The sequence below is a fragment of the Algoriphagus jejuensis genome, from assembly GCF_039523455.1.
Lineage (GTDB): Bacteria > Bacteroidota > Bacteroidia > Cytophagales > Cyclobacteriaceae > Algoriphagus > Algoriphagus jejuensis.
On the sequence record NZ_BAAAFI010000001.1, the window covers coordinates 210,225 to 226,463 of the forward strand.

At 47.2% G+C, this 16,239-nt stretch carries 15 protein-coding genes; 3 read left to right on the plus strand and 12 right to left on the minus strand.

Annotated features, from left to right (window positions below):
- Positions 1 to 279: 279 nt before the first annotated feature.
- The 10 genes from ABD031_RS00870 to ABD031_RS00915 form a co-directional block, all read right to left on the minus strand.
- Positions 280 to 669 (minus strand): putative quinol monooxygenase, encoded by a 390-nt coding sequence (locus ABD031_RS00870; RefSeq protein WP_343847899.1) that lies wholly within the window; start codon positions 667 to 669, stop codon positions 280 to 282.
- A 457-nt stretch (positions 670 to 1,126) separates the two neighbouring features.
- Positions 1,127 to 2,116, minus strand: coding sequence for a ScyD/ScyE family protein (locus ABD031_RS00875; RefSeq protein WP_343847900.1), 990 nt, complete (start codon positions 2,114 to 2,116; stop codon positions 1,127 to 1,129).
- Positions 2,117 to 2,558: 442 nt separating this feature from the next.
- A complete protein-coding gene (locus ABD031_RS00880; protein WP_343847901.1) occupies positions 2,559 to 4,193 on the minus strand; it encodes a M1 family metallopeptidase in 1,635 nt (544 codons plus the stop codon).
- Between the two features lie 99 nt (positions 4,194 to 4,292).
- A complete protein-coding gene (locus tag ABD031_RS00885; protein WP_343847902.1) occupies positions 4,293 to 5,297 on the minus strand; it encodes a Gfo/Idh/MocA family protein in 1,005 nt (334 codons plus the stop codon).
- A gap of 121 nt (positions 5,298 to 5,418) precedes the next feature.
- A complete protein-coding gene (locus tag ABD031_RS00890) occupies positions 5,419 to 6,756 on the minus strand; it encodes a Gfo/Idh/MocA family protein (protein WP_343847903.1) in 1,338 nt (445 codons plus the stop codon).
- A 26-nt stretch (positions 6,757 to 6,782) separates the two neighbouring features.
- The gene (gene nagA, locus ABD031_RS00895; RefSeq protein ID WP_343847904.1) at positions 6,783 to 7,940 is read right to left on the minus strand and encodes an N-acetylglucosamine-6-phosphate deacetylase; all 1,158 of its coding nucleotides are present in this window, start codon (positions 7,938 to 7,940) and stop codon (positions 6,783 to 6,785) included.
- Positions 7,925 to 9,250, minus strand: coding sequence for a sugar MFS transporter (locus ABD031_RS00900; protein ID WP_343847905.1), 1,326 nt, complete (start codon positions 9,248 to 9,250; stop codon positions 7,925 to 7,927). Before ABD031_RS00900 ends, nagA begins: the two co-directional genes overlap by 16 nt.
- Positions 9,251 to 9,402: 152 nt before the next feature.
- Positions 9,403 to 10,143 carry a glucosamine-6-phosphate deaminase gene (locus ABD031_RS00905; protein WP_343847906.1) on the minus strand — a complete coding sequence of 247 codons (741 nt, stop codon included), beginning with the start codon at positions 10,141 to 10,143 and terminating at the stop codon, positions 9,403 to 9,405.
- Between the two features lie 9 nt (positions 10,144 to 10,152).
- A complete protein-coding gene (locus ABD031_RS00910) occupies positions 10,153 to 10,626 on the minus strand; it encodes a hypothetical protein (RefSeq protein WP_343847907.1) in 474 nt (157 codons plus the stop codon).
- Between the two features lies 1 nt (position 10,627).
- Positions 10,628 to 11,044, minus strand: coding sequence for a DoxX family protein (locus tag ABD031_RS00915; protein WP_343847908.1), 417 nt, complete (start codon positions 11,042 to 11,044; stop codon positions 10,628 to 10,630).
- Positions 11,045 to 11,280: 236 nt separating this feature from the next.
- Here ABD031_RS00915 and ABD031_RS00920 point away from each other — a divergent pair, with 236 nt between their 5' ends.
- The 3 genes from ABD031_RS00920 to ABD031_RS00930 are packed head-to-tail and all read left to right on the plus strand — an operon-like array spanning position 11,281 to position 14,255.
- Complete coding sequence (locus ABD031_RS00920) at positions 11,281 to 12,540, plus strand: sterol desaturase family protein (protein WP_343847909.1); 1,260 nt, start codon at positions 11,281 to 11,283, stop codon at positions 12,538 to 12,540.
- A gap of 15 nt (positions 12,541 to 12,555) precedes the next feature.
- Positions 12,556 to 13,677 carry an XdhC family protein gene (locus ABD031_RS00925; RefSeq protein WP_343847910.1) on the plus strand — a complete coding sequence of 374 codons (1,122 nt, stop codon included), beginning with the start codon at positions 12,556 to 12,558 and terminating at the stop codon, positions 13,675 to 13,677.
- Entirely contained in the window at positions 13,674 to 14,255 is a 582-nt protein-coding gene (locus tag ABD031_RS00930) for a nucleotidyltransferase family protein (protein ID WP_343847911.1), read from the plus strand. Before ABD031_RS00925 ends, ABD031_RS00930 begins: the two co-directional genes overlap by 4 nt.
- Positions 14,256 to 14,419: 164 nt before the next feature.
- Here ABD031_RS00930 and ABD031_RS00935 read toward each other — a convergent pair whose 3' ends face one another.
- Both ABD031_RS00935 and ABD031_RS00940 read right to left on the minus strand, forming a co-directional pair.
- Positions 14,420 to 15,028, minus strand: a complete 609-nt coding sequence (locus ABD031_RS00935; RefSeq protein WP_343847912.1) for a Uma2 family endonuclease — start codon at positions 15,026 to 15,028, stop codon at positions 14,420 to 14,422.
- Between the two features lie 57 nt (positions 15,029 to 15,085).
- Positions 15,086 to 16,231 (minus strand): cysteine desulfurase family protein, encoded by a 1,146-nt coding sequence (locus ABD031_RS00940; RefSeq protein WP_343847913.1) that lies wholly within the window; start codon positions 16,229 to 16,231, stop codon positions 15,086 to 15,088.
- Positions 16,232 to 16,239 lie beyond the last annotated feature (8 nt).

A 16,239-nucleotide genomic window follows, 5' to 3' on the forward strand; every position in this document is an offset into this window, starting at 1 on the left:
GCAGCTTCTGGAGAAGCTGCACAGCTTAGGATGTTGCCCTGCTGGACAAACGACCGCAAAGCGGTCAAACTTTTCAATAGCCATGGGCATAACCCATGGATAATTGGAAGTTCGAATGATAAATCCGACCCTGAAAGGGTCGAACAAAAAGTGGTTCAACCCTTTCAGGGTTTGTCATTTCTGCCTGCGTTCATCGATCCAGGGGTTTTGGTTCCACTTCGCTCACCAAACACACCCGCGGTTATTAAGAAGTTCGACTACTTCGTGATTTACTACACCTTATTTAATCTTCATGCCCGGGATTAACGGCACGGTCTCTGTCAGCGTCAGCGACTTGACCATGTGCTGAGTTCCGTTTTTGTATTTCAGAAAATGGGGAGTCAGAATATGGCTCTGATAGGCTTCTTTACTGGCGTAGATCTCCAGGATCGTAATATGTGTGGGATTGTCTTTTTCAGCCACTGCGTATAACGTCAAAACGCCCGGTTCGACGCGAACCGAGGTTTCGATCTCTTCCTTGAGAAACTGATTGTAACTCTCTAGCTGGCTTGAGTCGATGACGAGTTTTGCAAGACGAACCATTTGTGTGCCTTCTTCCTGCGCCGAGGCATTGGAGAAAAACATCAGAAATGCGGCTACAGCGCAGAAATTAAAGATGTAAAACTTCATAGTTATTACCTTTGTGAAATGTCTACTTGGCAGGATGTGTAATTCGGAGCCCCTATTTCAGGAATTTGCAATTTCGATACACGAATTAAGTAGACTTGTTTGGAATAGCTAGAAAGCTGCAACAAAACAATTCCAGACGCACTCGTTATCCTGCTTCTGGAGAAGCAGTATTCAGGCCTCCATCAACTTTTCGTGCAGCTTCTGGAGAAGCAGCACCGCGGAAACAGCTATACTAATCGTGCAGCTTCTGGAGAATGCGGCACAGCGAGAGCAGTAAAACACTAGAAAAAAAATCCTGCTTCTGGAGAAGCAGGGTTATACAAAGCCAGTGAATGACGTGTTCTGAAATTTGTCGAGAAACTTTTTATATGTCTTCCGGAGTATGGTCTTTCGACATCTAACCTCCATTAATTCCTGAACAAACTGCCCTACTCACGGACCGGATTTTATTTATGCCCTAATAGCTCAACTTTTGAATAGTTCCCTCGGCATAGCTCAACACATAGTAAACGTTATCTGCGCTTCGTTCTAGATCAGTAGGCATGGTCAATCCTCCAAGGAGAGTTGTGCCGTCTTCTTTGGAGATGCGGCCGGTGGCAGGCACGAAACCAGGCGGATTGAATGAAAATTCTGCGAATTCTGTGATGAGAGGTTTAGCGTTTGCTGTAAGCAAAATATCTGTAGCCGTCGTAAAACCTATCTTGTATTCGCTCACGCTTCCTGCCAGGTCAACTTGGAATATCTTGGATGAACCTTTAATAAAAGGAGCTCCGCTCAGTGTACTCACCAAAAATTTAGACCCATCGAACACGATTCCGGTCGGTACCGCCTCCGTTCCAGCAGCAATATTCGGAATCTGTGCAAAAAGCGAAAGCGCCTTACTGTCTTTGTCCCGTTTGATGATCGCATTAGCACCAGCGTCTACCAGGTATAAATGATCACCTGGACCAAAAGTAAGCTGATAAATATTCGAGTTTATCGGGTCTGTCAAGTTCAAACTGTGAACAAATGTTCTGATATCTTCACTCTCCAGCGAGCTCGCTTTCACAGGCGCATCTCCAGCTTTGAAAGAGGAAACATCTGCAATATAGAGGCGACCGGCATTCCCGTTTAAAATATACAGTTTGCCGCTTTTGTAAAGCACGTGCCCCATGCCTTCGATCGATCCATTTGCAAAAACCGAGTTTAACTCTGTGATCACGGTATGTACGACGCCTTGCGGTGTCACCATCGATACCTGCGCATCGTTATTTCCGGTGCCGGTTTCAGCTACCCACAGCTGGCCTTTTTCGTCCATACTCATTCCCACAGGCAATTTTAGTCCTGTTACAAAGCCTGAGGCAACGAATTGGGAAGGATCTTGGACAGGTTCGACTTCATCATCTGCGCATCCAAAAAAGACAGACAAAGCCAGCAAACAACCAAGTGTTTTTACTTTACACATCATAAGAATTTGATTTTAAAAGGTTAAAAGAAATTTTAAAAGTAAAAGGAGAATTAAAAATCGCAGATCCTGCTTTTTTGAACTGAGTGCCTCCGTCATAAATCTACGATATAGATTTTTCATTTTGGTAGAAGCATAAATGTTTCAGGGAAAAAAAGAGGATTAAAAAACTCTTAAACAGTCACTTATCCATTCCGGAGGAGATAAGGAATTTGTTGCTACAGCTTGCTATCCTTCCCAAAATGTATCGTGACTTGAGCCAGCCAAACCTATATCATAAAGGCAGAAAGACAGCACGAGCCATTCTGAATTCCTTTCCGACCAAACAATCTTCCAAGATGTTGCTTTGAAAAAAAAAACCTGCTTCCGGAGAAGCAGGATAACAGTGATTTCTGGTTCGGGTGAAAAGGAGAACTTTTTACGGAACGGATAGATCAAAACCCGATCACCTCATCCTCTCCACACCCACGTAGTAGTCGGGATCGACAGTCAAGGTAGCCTTGGATTCCGACGAGAGCTGTTGCCATTCGCTGGTCGGTTTGATACGGATCTTCTTTTCTCCCAAGGTTACATCGACCGGCATATCAAGAGAGTCCACTGCATTGATCCAGCGATAGTTGAGCGTCTTTTCGTCTGAATAGTAATACTCCAAGATCGGAATTCTTATGTCCCTTAAATATTGGTCAAAAACGGGTTTGAGATCCATGCCGAAGACATCAGAGATATAGTCTTCTACTTGCTGGGTGCTGACGGTCTGATGGTAAAACTCCTCGTTCAAACCTCGTAAGACTGCCCGCCACTTCTCGTCGTCATTCAGGATTTCGCGAAGCATATTCAGCAGGTTGCCGCCCTTGTAGTACATATCTCCCGAGCCGCGCTGATTTACCCCGTATTTACCGATGATCGGGATGTCATTGGCGATCGCCATCCGGGTACCGCGGACGTACTCCTGCCCTGCTTCCTTGCCATAGTGATAGTCCAGAAAAAGGCTCTCCGAATAGTTGGTAAAGCTCTCGTGGATCCACATATCGGCCACATCCTGATACGTGATGTTATTGGCAAACCACTCGTGGCCTGCCTCGTGGATGATGATAAAGTCGAATTTCAGACCCCAGCCCGTACCGCTGAGATCACGTCCCCGGTATCCGTTTTGGTAGCCGTTGCCATAGGTGACGGAGCTCTGGTGCTCCATCCCGAGATAGGGCGCTTCGACGAGCTTGAAGCCGTCTTCATAAAACGGATACGGCCCAAACCAATGCTCGAAAGCCTTCATCATGCGGCCAGCATCCTGAAAATGCACTTTGGCTTTTTCCAGATTCTCCCTGAGCACGTAGTAGTCCATGTCGAGTTCGCCTTTTTCTCCGGCATATTTCTCCCCAAAATGCGCATAGTCGCCGATGTTGATGTTGACCCCATAGTCGTTGATGGGATTTTTCACCTCCCAGTGATAAGTCGTAGTCTTGCCGTTTTTTTCGGTTTTTACCAGACGGCCGTTGGACACGTCCATCAGTTCGCTGGGTACGGTCACGCTGATGAGCAGGCTGTCCACCTCATCGGCGGGATGGTCTTTGGTTGGCCACCAGATGCTGGAGCCGATACCCTGGTTGGAGGATGCGATGAAATCCTTGTCGTTGCTATCCTTCTGCCAAGTGATGCCGCCATCCCAGGGCGGGCGGATCGCCTCTTTGGGCTGTCCTTCGTAGCTAATCAGGAGTTCCTCGACTTGACCCGGGGTTTGCTTCTTTTTCAGGGAAACAAAATGCGCAGCTCCCTCTCGTTTGATGTCCAACTTTTCTCCGTCTTGAACCACTGAAGTGATCTTCAAAGGTTCCTGTAGGTCTATCTGGAGCGTCTGGTTTTCGCTTTTCACACGATACTTGACCAGATTGGTGCCTTTGATGGTCTTGGTCTCGGGAAAGATCTCCACCGACAGGTGGTAATAGCCCAAGTCCCACCAAGCCCGCTCTGGCGTGATACTGCCGCGAAGGGTATCCGCGCGGGTGGCTTTTTGCTGGGAAAAAGCCGTGATTGAGAAAAGGGACAGGCAAAGGACGCTGAGGAGTCGTAGCGGTGATATCATGGGAATGGCTTGTACTGGAGAAATGATTGGCTTCAAAGATTCTAAAAAAACCGATGAATGCCAGAAAGATTTACTCATGCGGCAGCACCGGCGTTTCATTTAGCCTAGAATCTCCGCCAAATTTACCTTCGCTCCTCCCCTCCTTTTACTCTCGTCCGCAGCTTCCATAAAGGCATAGATTTCCAGCGTTTCCGCGTCATCGACGGGAGACTTCTTCGTCTTGAAAAAGGCCGCAATCTGAACGGCCAAGGGTTCGTAGCCCTCGTATTGGCCTAAGACCAGATTGCCTTCTTCGCCAAAAGCGGTTCCTCCGTATTCGTGTTTGCCTGCTCGGGTACCGCGGAAAGTACCGATCCTCCCATCCTCCCAAGTTCCAACTACCACATCGGTATCAGCGGTCGAAAACCTCGTGACGGATTCGCAACCAGTTCCCATGACGGTAAACAGAATCTCAACCCCATGAATCCCGTACCAAAACAAATCGGGATGACCGGATTCCAATTTTGCAGGACTGAAGGCATCGCAGCCCAGGACTTTTCCGATTTTATTGTCGTGCCGCACCGCCTGTGCATTGACCATATAGCGTAAAGAGGATGCGGAAAAAATCGGAACACCAGCGGCTTTAGCTTCTTCATAAATGGCTTTTGTATCTTCGAAACTAGCCGCGACAGGTTTGTCGATGAAGAATGGTTTTCGGGCAGCGATGACCTTTCTGGCCTGCTCCAATCTAGGCTTTCCATCATTGGTCTCCAACAATACCACATCCACTTTGGCGAGCATAGCCTCGATCGAATCGATGATCTCTACCCCAAGTTCTCTGACCTGATCGATGTATCCGGGGATTCGCTCGTAGCTGGATTGGATATCGCGACTGCCATGAGGATAAGCCGCCACCACCCGAAATCCCGCGAGTTCCGGTTTTGGGCTCTCACTGTTGAAAAGCTTGGTGAATGCCGGCGCATGCGAAGTGTCCAGCCCAATGATTCCGATCTTGATGGGATCATTGGGCTGATTTGCAAGCAAAGAAATTGGTAAAGAACCCAGACTCGCTACGGTGCCGAGAGCTGCTGATTTCTTCAAAAATAATCTACGGGATGATTTCATAAGTAGTTGAAATAAAGTAGAATAGTCGCACTCATTTAACTATTCGAATGTACTGACTGTCAATGATTGAAACTTAAATTAGGGCACTCTCTTCACAAGGGGGCAGGGGGATTTTTTAGATTCAAAGCTTAGGTTCCCAACCTTTTTGATATTCCCTTCCCCACAACTTCATCGCATCCTTGTCTTTTAGAATCTTTCCTGAATTTTGGTCAATCTCCAATGCCCTTCCTGTTCGGTAAGAAATATTGCCCAAATGGCATAGCAAGACACTTTTCTGAATTTCCGGATAGGGTGAAATCAACGATTCTCCTTTGTCGATCGCATTGATGAAATTGGTAAAATGGGCGATATCCATGTCGAATCCAGCTCCCGCTTGATCGACTACGGTGTTACTTGTCGGATCGGCGGATCTGACGAGTTTATACTTATTGTCAAAGATTTTATAGGAGTTGTTGTGCAGCTCGAGCGTGCCGTTTTCTCCGTGAAAAGACACCCCTGAAGCCATGTCGTTGATTTCCCTGGAGTTGCAGCTCCTACCTTCCCAGAGGATACTTTTCCCGTCGGCAAAGTCAAAGGAAGCGATCTGCGTGTCGGGTGTCTCCCAATCGTCCTGATACTGATAGCGTCCGCCACTGGAGTAGGCTTTGGTCGGATAGTTTTCCTGCAAACCCCATCGCGCCAGATCCAGAAAATGCACGCCGTTGTTTACAATTTCTCCCGTTCCCCAATGCCATTTCCAGTGCCAGTTGTAGTGGATCAGATTGTCTTTAAAGTCTTGTCGAGGAGCCGGACCCTGCCAAAGCTCGTAGTCCAACCAATCCGGAATTGGCGCGGTTTTGCCTATTCCGATGCTTGCTCGGGTATTCGCGTACCAGGCTCTTGCATAGTAAACCCGCCCTATCTCACCGGAGTGCAGCGCCTTCATTGCTTCCTTCACTCTCGGCCAGGATCGACGCTGATTGCCCATCTGAACGATCTTTCCGTAGTTCTTGGTGGCTTCCACCAGCAGTTCGGATTCCGCCGGATTGTGGGAACCGGGCTTTTCTAGATAGACGTGTTTTCCCGCTTGCATTGCCAAGATCGCCGCAGGAGTGTGCCAAAAGTCAGGCATCGCGATCGACACCGCGTCCAGCGTTTTGTCTTCCAGAGCTTTCCTGAAATCTACTAGGCCTGTCGGCAAAGTCTGAGCTCCGGAGGATTTGGATAGTTCGACTCCCTTTTCCCTCGCTCTGGAATCCACGTCACAGACATAGGCGATCTCCACGTTGGGGATTTTGGCAAAGGCCTGGATATGCTGCGAACCCCTGCTGTTGACCCCGATGACAGCCACCCGATACTTGTCTTTCAGCGGATATTCAGAAAGAATATTGAAGCAAAAAGCTGAGGACGCGGCACTAAGTCCAAGCGTTCCGGTTGCGGCTGTTTTCAGGAAGGTTCGGCGGTTGAAGTTATTTGTCATGTTTTGTTGGGTTTATTGCAAGCGGGTCAAGAAGCATAAACTTCTCTCCCGTTTTTAATGGTTTTTAAAATTTCAAGTGAATTGTTGGGTAGCATTTTGGCAAGAATCAAATCGGCTTTTTCTCCGACTTGAAATGAATCAACGTCTGGAACAAACAGCCGTAGTGGTCGAATGGAAGCCATTTCCCAAGTTTCGCTCAGCGTTGCCAGCTCATTCTTTAATAGGAAATTCACCCCCTGAAGTATGTTCATCGCCGAACCAGCCAACATCTTGGAGTGGGATCGCATGTGGAGTTTGCCTTCGGGAGTTAAAGTCACTTGGCCGCCGATATGCATCTCGTAATCTCCCGGCTGCATTCCTGCCAGAGATACCGAATCGCTGACGAGCAAAAGTTTTTCATCCTTAGCTTTCTTGAAAACCCGGATCACTTCGGCAGGAAGATGATATCCATCGGCGATGATCGTCGCAGACAGTTGATCTTCGGCAAGCTGCGACCAGAGGTAATTGGGGTGCCGCGCCAAAAGCTGGTGCGAGCCATTTCCCAAATGAGTCGAGAGCCTTGCTCCTGCTTTTACTGCATTTATGATTTGTTCATGTGTGGCATTCGTGTGCCCGATGGAAACTAATATCCCATTTTCCACACATTTTTCTATGAAAGCTCCCGAGCCCTTCCATTCCGGAGATAGCGTCACCATGCGGATCAAACCTTCACTTTCTTCTATCCATTTTTGAAACAAATCCCAGTCTGGTACTTGCACAAACTCCTTTGGATGCGCGCCTCTTGGGCCGTCTTCCGCTGAGATAAATGGCCCCTCGATATGGATTCCCCCGATGCTTTGATTGGTTGATTTGTCTTTTTCCCGTAGGGAGACAACCTGTCGAATCAGCTTTGAAATCTGGTCAGCACTGTTAGTGATGATCGTCGGAAAATGAGTCGTAACGCCAACTTTAAAGAGTTCTTTCGAGATTTGACCCAAAGCCAAAACATCGTCGTGAAGGAAATTGTAATCCAATCCGGCATAGCCATTGACCTGAATATCCTGGAATCCAGGGCCTATGAACACATCCTCGGCGACGGGTTGCGAACTGGCTTTTGAAGAAATCAGCTTACCGCCAGAAATCTGGATTTCCAGCGGAGTTCCGTCCCGATAGGACTTTCCAAAAAGTGTCAGGCGATCGTCCATCGTTTGATCTTATGGCCATAAGCAGCGTAAAACACGAGATACAGGTAGCAGGGAAACAGAATCCAATAGGCCAACCTCACGTTATATAAATCGGCCAAATATCCATAAATCAAGGGCATAAAGGCATTGCCACAAAGTCCCATGATCAGGACCGAAGCACCGAGTTTGGTGAAGCGGCCAAGGCCATCCAAAGCTAGCGGCCAGATACCCGCCCAAACCAAGGAATTGGCCAAACCGAGCAAAACCACAAACCAAATAGACACGTCAGAGGTGATGCCCAAAATCGTCACCTGACCGGAGGTAAAGATAATCGACAGGGTGAAAACCGTTCCCAAGATCGTGCAGATTCTCAGGATATTGACCTGAGAGATCACTTTGGGAATCATCGAAATACCGATCAGATAGCCGACAATGGTAAAGGCAAGCGTATAGGAAGGAAAGACTTTTGCTTCCATCAAACCGATCCCGAATGAATCGGCATAGGCAATAACCGTGTCGATTGCGATCACTTGGGTACCAACATGCAGGAAGATAGCAACCGCACCCAGAATCAAGTGTGGAAACTGAAAAATGGATGTCTTGCCAGAATTGGCCATTGCAACTTCAGGCGTCTCATGTTCGGTGTCGATCTCCGGTAAAGGCGAGAACACTACCAAGACTCCAAGAGCCAACAAAACCGTCCCCACAACCGCATAAGGCACAATCACCCGACTGATCAACTCATCCAAAGCGGCGTTTTTCTCCACTTCTCCCATGGTTTCCAGTTGCTGGAAAAGACCGGTATCCCCCACTCGTAGGATCACCGCAGCGAAGATAATCGGCGCCAAAATCCCCGCTCCTTTGTTGAAAATCCCCATGATGCTGATCCGCTGCGCTGCTCGCTCTTTGGGTCCCAAGATGGTTACGTAGGGATTTGCAGCAGTCTGCAGGATCGCCAAGCCGGTGCCGAGCGTAAACAGTCCCAACAAAAAGACTTCGTAAGTGCGTCCCATTGCCGCAGGAATGAAGATGTATGCACCAATCGCCATGGCAAAAAAGCCGAACATCATCCCTTTCTTAAAGCCCACTGCTTTGAGCAGATACGAAGACGGCACCGACATCACCAGATAGGAAATATAGAAAGCGAAGGCGACCAGATACGAATCAAAATTGCTGAGGGTGAAAGCAATTTTGAAGTATGGAATCAGGATGGCATTGACCCAGGAAACAAAGCCGAAGATGAAGAAAAGTGTCCCGACAATCCCCAGTGAAATCCAGGTATCTCTTGGGTTCAGTGAGTCTGCTCTCACTGCAGCAGGGGATCTTGACATAGGTTGGTTTTAGGGTCTTAGTGGAAAATTCCCGCTTGGCAAAGTAGGAATAATTGTGAGCGGAGACACTCACGCTTTCGTTGCTACACAGAATGTTTTTCACTCCATCTTAAATACTAAATATTATCACATCATTCCAAATGAAAAACAGATCAATGCCCGGAAAGTAAGGACGAAGAGGCGGCATCGAGGTACATTTCGCATTTCGGGTGCCTTTGTAGGATGGAAGCAGGGTGGAGATTGCTGACCGAGCCTTCGATGCAGTCTTTGACGGCTTGGGCTTTGCGCGCGTCAGGGACAGAGCAGATGATCGATTTGGACTTCAGGATCTGTTGGATCGACATGCTGATCGCCTGCCGTGGCACAGCGTCCAAGTTAGGAAACCAGCCTTCGCCCAATTGCTGTTTTCGGCAATCCAAGTCCAAATTGACGACGAGATAGGGTTGTTCGGTTTCAAAATCCGCTGGAGGATCATTGAAAGCCAAGTGCCCGTTTTCACCGATTCCGACAAAGGCTACGTCGATAGGAAGTTGACGGATAAGATCGGCCAATCGATCACATTCGGCTGCTGGATCCTCTTCCCCATCGATGAGATGATAGGCCTTGAGGTCTGGAAGGTGATTAAAAACCCGCTCCAAAAGGTACTTCCTAAAACTCGCGGGATGGGTAATCGGCAATCCGATGTATTCATCGAGATGAAACACCCTCACTTTGCTCCAATCGATTTCTTCTTCCGCTAAAAGCTGCTTTAAGGTTTCAAATTGGCTGGTACCTGTGGCGAGGATAACATTGGCAAAGCCTTGCATTTCAATGGCTTTGCGAATAAGTTCGGCTCCAGATTTTCCGGCCTTTTGGCCCAGTTCTGCTTGGGTGGAAGAAATGTCTGTTTTCATGGGGTGGATTTAGGTAAGCGCTTCTATTCTGTAATTGAAATCGGCCTGCAGATCTTCATGAAGGGTGGCAATGAGTTTTTGAGCTTTCCCAAGCTGTACTTGAAAAAGGTTATCAATCACCGGATACCTGAAACTCAGATAGCCGAATTCCTTCATTTGCTCGCAGAAATACAGAATCAATTCCGCCTGATCTGCTTTATTTTTACTGAGTTTGAGTGACTTGTTCAGTTTTCTTCGGATAGATTGAGCGGACTTTTTTGCAAAATAATAGCTACGGGTATTTGCCAACTGAAAAGCTTCGTCCAACTCTTCACGTACCGAATCGACAAAAAGAGTCGGCTGATATTGCTCGTTCAGCTTGAAATATAGAAAGGCTTTATTGTCACGACTGAATTTGGCCAAATCGGTGATGAGCAGGATGAGCTCCTTTTCGGGGAGAAAAGAAAGGTCTTTTTTGAGTTGGGCGAGACTGGGGATTTCCATGCTATTGGTTTTTAGTCTGGAAAAATAAGGTATCCAGACTGTATTTTCCACACCCGGCGAGTGCAATTACCCAAGCCATGATTGCAAAATGCATAGGTAAAGCTGCATCCTCAAAAATGCGAAATCCATGCGCAAAAATCACCGCAGACATCAATACACCAACCAATACCCAGGCACCGAATCGAAAACCCAAGATCAGCATAGCTCCTCCTATAAGTTCGATAAGCTGCGAACTGTAGGCAAAAAGCTTTGGTGCAGGCCAATCCATGCTTTCCAAAAAAGATTGAAGGCCTTCCATTGACGTAGAATCGAAGAGATATCCACTACTCATCCAGATCAATACCACACCTAAATAGATTCTCAAAATCAGGATCCCAAGATCAAAATAGGTCTTCTTTAAAATGACATTCGTTCGCATCACTTGAAATTTTGGAGTGAAAGCTCAAACAAGCTCATATGCCGCGTGAAAGATTATTTGGATTCGGATATTTTCCTTCGCAACGTGAGTGTCTGTGGAAGGTACAACTATTTGGATTTTTTTGAAGTCGCATCTGACTCAAATCAAAAACCTGATCGTATCCACTTTACCAATATGATTTCACTTGAAACAGAGTTGGGATATCTCTAATTTTAAAAGCAGAACAACAAACCCAAATGGAAGCTTACGGTCAAATCTTACTAATCGCCATGCCGGCCTTCTTTGTGCTGGTGCTCTTCGAAAAGTTCTGGGGAATCTGGAAAGGCAAGGACACCGTCCCGATGAACGACATGATTTCCAGCTTGAGTTCGGGCATGACCAACGTCACCAAGGACGTGTTGGGGCTCAGTTTGGTGGTGATTTCCTACGGTTGGCTTTCAGAAAAGCTTGGTTTCTTCCATATCGAAGCCACATGGGTAGTTTATGCGATTGCATTTTTTGCTTTGGACTTTGCGGGATATTGGACGCATCGGATTGCGCATGAGTACAACATCTTTTGGAACAATCACATCATCCACCACAGTTCGGAGGAATTCAACCTGGCCTGTGCGCTGAGGCAAAGTATCTCACAGATCGTGAAGATTTTTGCGGTTTTTTTGGTTCCGGCGGCTTTTTTGGGTGTGCCGCCTGAGGTGATTGCCATCGTGGCTCCGCTGCATCTTTTCGCCCAGTTTTGGTACCACACCCAGCATATTGGCAAGATGGGTTTTTTGGAAAAAATCATCGTCACCCCCTCCCATCATCGAGTTCACCATGCGATCAATCCCGAATATCTGGACAAAAACTACGGACAGATCTTCATCTTTTGGGATCGTTGGTTTGGTACTTTTCAAGAAGAAGTGCCGGAGATTCCAGCCGTATATGGAGTCACGAGGCCGGTGCGAACATGGAACCCTATCAAGATTAATTTCCAGCATCTAGGGCTGCTGATCCAAGATGCGTGGAGAGCGGAAAAGTGGGGAGACAAGCTTAAAATCTGGTTTATGCCGCTCGGCTGGAGACCGGCAGATGTCGCACAGAAGTATCCTGTCGCGAAGATTCAGGATGTCTACCATTTTGAGAAATACAATCCCGCTTTGAGCAAGGGGATGCTCGTTTGGAGCTTTGTCCAGTTGATGGTTTTGCTGCTGCTGTTGAGTTATTTGTTTGGCAACTTGGCGGCGATCGGCACTCCGGGCATTTTCTATTTTGGAGGCTACATCTTTCTGTCGGTCTATGCTTTCACCGAACTGATGGATCGCAACTCAAATGCCTGGGCTTGGGATCTTCTGAAGGCTGCTTATGCGGTTTATTTCATCGTGACTACCGGGGATTGGTTTGAATTAAGTAAGTTATTGCCTGGGGCGGTCTATATTTTCGCAGGGTATCTGCTGACCTCCGCTTTTCTTTCGATTTGGTTTTCTCTTCGAAAAGAAAAACTCCAGTTAGTATCCTGAAATACAAACTATTAAATGAAAGAACTTCAGTTGATCATCCAAGCCTACGATCAAGCAAAATCCGAAAATCAAAAAGTCGCTTTGGCTACTGTCGTAAAGGTCGACGGCTCGGCCTATCGCCGTCCCGGAGCTCGCATGTTGGTAACCGAGGAAGGCAAGCTGACCGGCGCGATCAGCGGCGGATGTCTGGAAGGTGATGCGCTACGCAAAGCCCAGGCAGTGATCTTTCAGCAGAAATCCATGCTCGTCACTTATGACACGACAGATGAAGATGATCAGAAATTTGGCGTCGGATTGGGCTGTAACGGCATCATCCACGTTCTGATAGAGCCCATTGATTTTGAAGATTCTCAAAACCCTGTTGAGCTGATCAAGACCGCTTTCGCTGATCGGGATGCTGGGCTTTTGCTCACGATTTTTTCTGTCAAAAATTCAAAATCTGAGCAAATCGGCACCGTGATTCTTGAGAAAGGCGGTCGACGTTTGGGGAATTGGGAAAAACGAATTGCTGATCCTGAACTGAAGGCTTTACTGGAAAAGGAAATTGCCGGATTCGACTCAATCGGTATAATCAAAAGCTATCCTGACCAGGATGACATTTCCGTCTTTTTTGAAGTGCTCAAGCCCGCGATCCGAGTCTTGCTTTTCGGCGCTGGAAATGACACCCAGCCTTTAGCTAGAATGGCTGAAATCTTGGGTTTTGAGCTGGTTTTGATAGATGGGAGAAAGAACCTGGCTACTCCTACCCGCTTTCCTTTTGCGAAACAGATCATCCACGGCACAGCCGAAGAAGTGATCAGTCAGCTAGAGACTGATGGGCATACAGTTGCGCTGCTTATGACGCATAATTTCGAGTACGAAGCGATTGTCTTAGAAAAGTTGAGCAGCTGCATGATACCATACATTGGAATTTTGGGACCAAAACGAAAAACGGAAAAGTTGATCCAGCGATTGGAAACCAGGGAAATCCACATTAGCTCAGAAAATATCTTTGCGCCTATGGGTTTGGATATCGGCGCCGAGGGCTCTGAGGAGATCGCATTGGCCATTTTGGCGGAGGTGAAAGCTGTTTTGGCCAAAAAACCAGCTACCTTTCTGCGGGATAAGAACGGCCCCATACACGAACAGAACCAATGAAGACAGGAATCATCATACTTGCAGCGGGAGAATCATCGAGACTGGGCTACCCAAAGCAGATCGCCAAATACAAGGAAAAAACATTGTTGCAGCTGGCCATTGACGCTGCCAACGGCTCAACAGCCGATAAGCGAGTGTTGGTTTTGGGAGCAAATCGTGATGAGATCAAGAAGACTTTTCCAGGAGCCAGCATCCCAAACATCCCCAATCCGCACTTCTCAAAAGGGATGTCTTCCAGTATAAAGATTGGCTTGGAGTATATGCTCAAATTCGACCGACCTGATCAGGTGATTATCATGCTTTGCGATCAGCCCTTTGTGGACGCGAAGATTCTGAATAAGTTAATCGCTACCCAAGAAAAAGAAGGAAAAGGAATCGTTGCATGTGCTTATTCCAAGACGGTCGGAGTGCCTATTCTCTTTGGAAGCGCTTATTTTAAGGAATTGATGGAGTTGAAAGGTGATGAAGGAGCCAAGCAAATCGCGCTAGCCCACGAGGATGATCTGGTGACGATTTCCTTTCCAAAAGGCAAAGTAGATATCGATACGGAGGAGGATTTGAAGGAGTTGAATTCTTAAGCTCTGTTGTGCGCTATTCTGCCAGTTGCCGTAATCTCTTTGTCAACTGGGCTCGAAGACCGACGACCGACGACCGATGTTGGTTTCTTTACATTGTTGAGCGAACCCGAGGCTGGTTTTGATTTGTCTTTAACTGAGAAACGTGTAGCTAATTTGATTTCTGACTATTCGATATCTCCAAAAAACTCCTCCAAGTCCAATACAAATCCCGGAACTGCAACAGATTCTACGACATCGCCAGAAGTCAACAAGTGTGAAGGTTGATACTTGCTGTCTATCAAAGTATAAATAAAGAAGGTCTGCTGTTCTGGATGAATTACCCAGTATTCCTTGACTCCATTCTCTTCATAGAGTTCGAATTTGTTTTGGAGTTCGACTTTGTTGTTGCCTGGAGAAAGAATCTCTACTATTAGGTCAGGAGCGCCAATGCAACCTCTTTCATCTAATTTCGAAGGATCGCAAATCACACAGATGTCAGGTTGAACCACATCGTGGATCTTTCGATCTTCTTTAGATTTCTTGGGAAATCTGACATCAAAGGGTGCATCGTAAACCTGGCATTTTTTTCCTTCGAGGAAAACATAAAGCCGGGACGCCAATTTCACTGACACTCGCTGGTGAATTCTTTTTGGCGCGGCGGCTGCTCTTTTAAATACCTTTCCTTTGATCAATTCGACGACCTCGTCCATCTGCCAAGTCAAATAGTCGGCATAAGAATAATATCCATAGCGGACATCGGGCTCGTTTACTGTGGATGGCTTTTCACTTTCCATACCTAAAAATAAGAGTTAAAATTCAAAATAATTGTCTCCCTTTTGATTGAAAAAAGACTAGACATTTATCACCTCCTCAACCACTTTTTTCACCCAGGCTATCGCATCCTCTATATTCTTTTCAGTTGTAATTCTCCCCAAGCTAAACCGAATCGAAGCCCTTCCCAAGTCAGGATCTAACCCCATCGCCTGCAAGACATGGCTGGGTTTGGGAGATATGGAAGTACATGCCGAACCAGAGCTGACGGCCACCTTGAGATTGACCTTTCGAAACAGCCCCTCCCCTTCCACTCCTGCAAAGGCAATGTTGGTCACATGGGGAAGTCGGTTCTCCTGACTTCCGTTCAGAACAGCTCCAGGAATCTCCAAAAGTGCCTTTTCCAGTTGGTTTCGAAGTAGTTCCAAGCGCCGGGCGTCTTGGGTCATTTCTCCCAACCGTAGCTCTGCGGCCTTTCCAAAACCGACAATCGCAGGCACATTGAGGGTCCCGCTACGCATGCCCTTTTCATGTCCTCCGCCATGAATCTGTGCCAACGGCTTGGGGAGTTCATGATTGTGACGGACAAATAAAGCTCCGACGCCTTTTGGCCCATATAACTTATGGGCAGACAATGCCATAAGATGAACACTTTTCACAGAAACAGGGATTTTTCCCGCCGCCTGCACGGCATCGGTAAAGAAGATAATGCAATTCTTTTCGCAGAGCTGGGCGATCTCCGGGATGGGATGAATCACACCGGTTTCATTGTTTGCCCACATGAGGCAGATCATCTTGGTATGCGGATAAATGGCTGTTTCCAGATCGCTGAGGCTGATTTCCCCTTTGGAATTGACAGGCAGATAGGTGACTTCCGCACCTCTCTTCTCAAGCTCAGCGAACGTGTCTAGCACGGCCTTGTGCTCCGTCTGACAGGTGATGTAGTGCTGCCTTTCTCCAGCGTAATTTTCGAAGATGCCCTTGATTCCCAAGTTGATTGACTCAGTCGCGCCGGAGGTGAATATGATTTCCTTCGACTTGGCCCCTATTAGGTGCGCTACTTTTTCCCGGGCCTCTTCCACGGCATTCTCGGCCATCCAACCGTAGGGATGGCTTTTGCTGGCTGCATTTCCGAAGTGAGTTCCGAAATATGGAAGCATTGCTTCGATCACTTCGGGAGCGCAGGGAGTGGTGGCGTTGTAGTCGAGGTAGATTGGGTAATTCATAGTTTCAA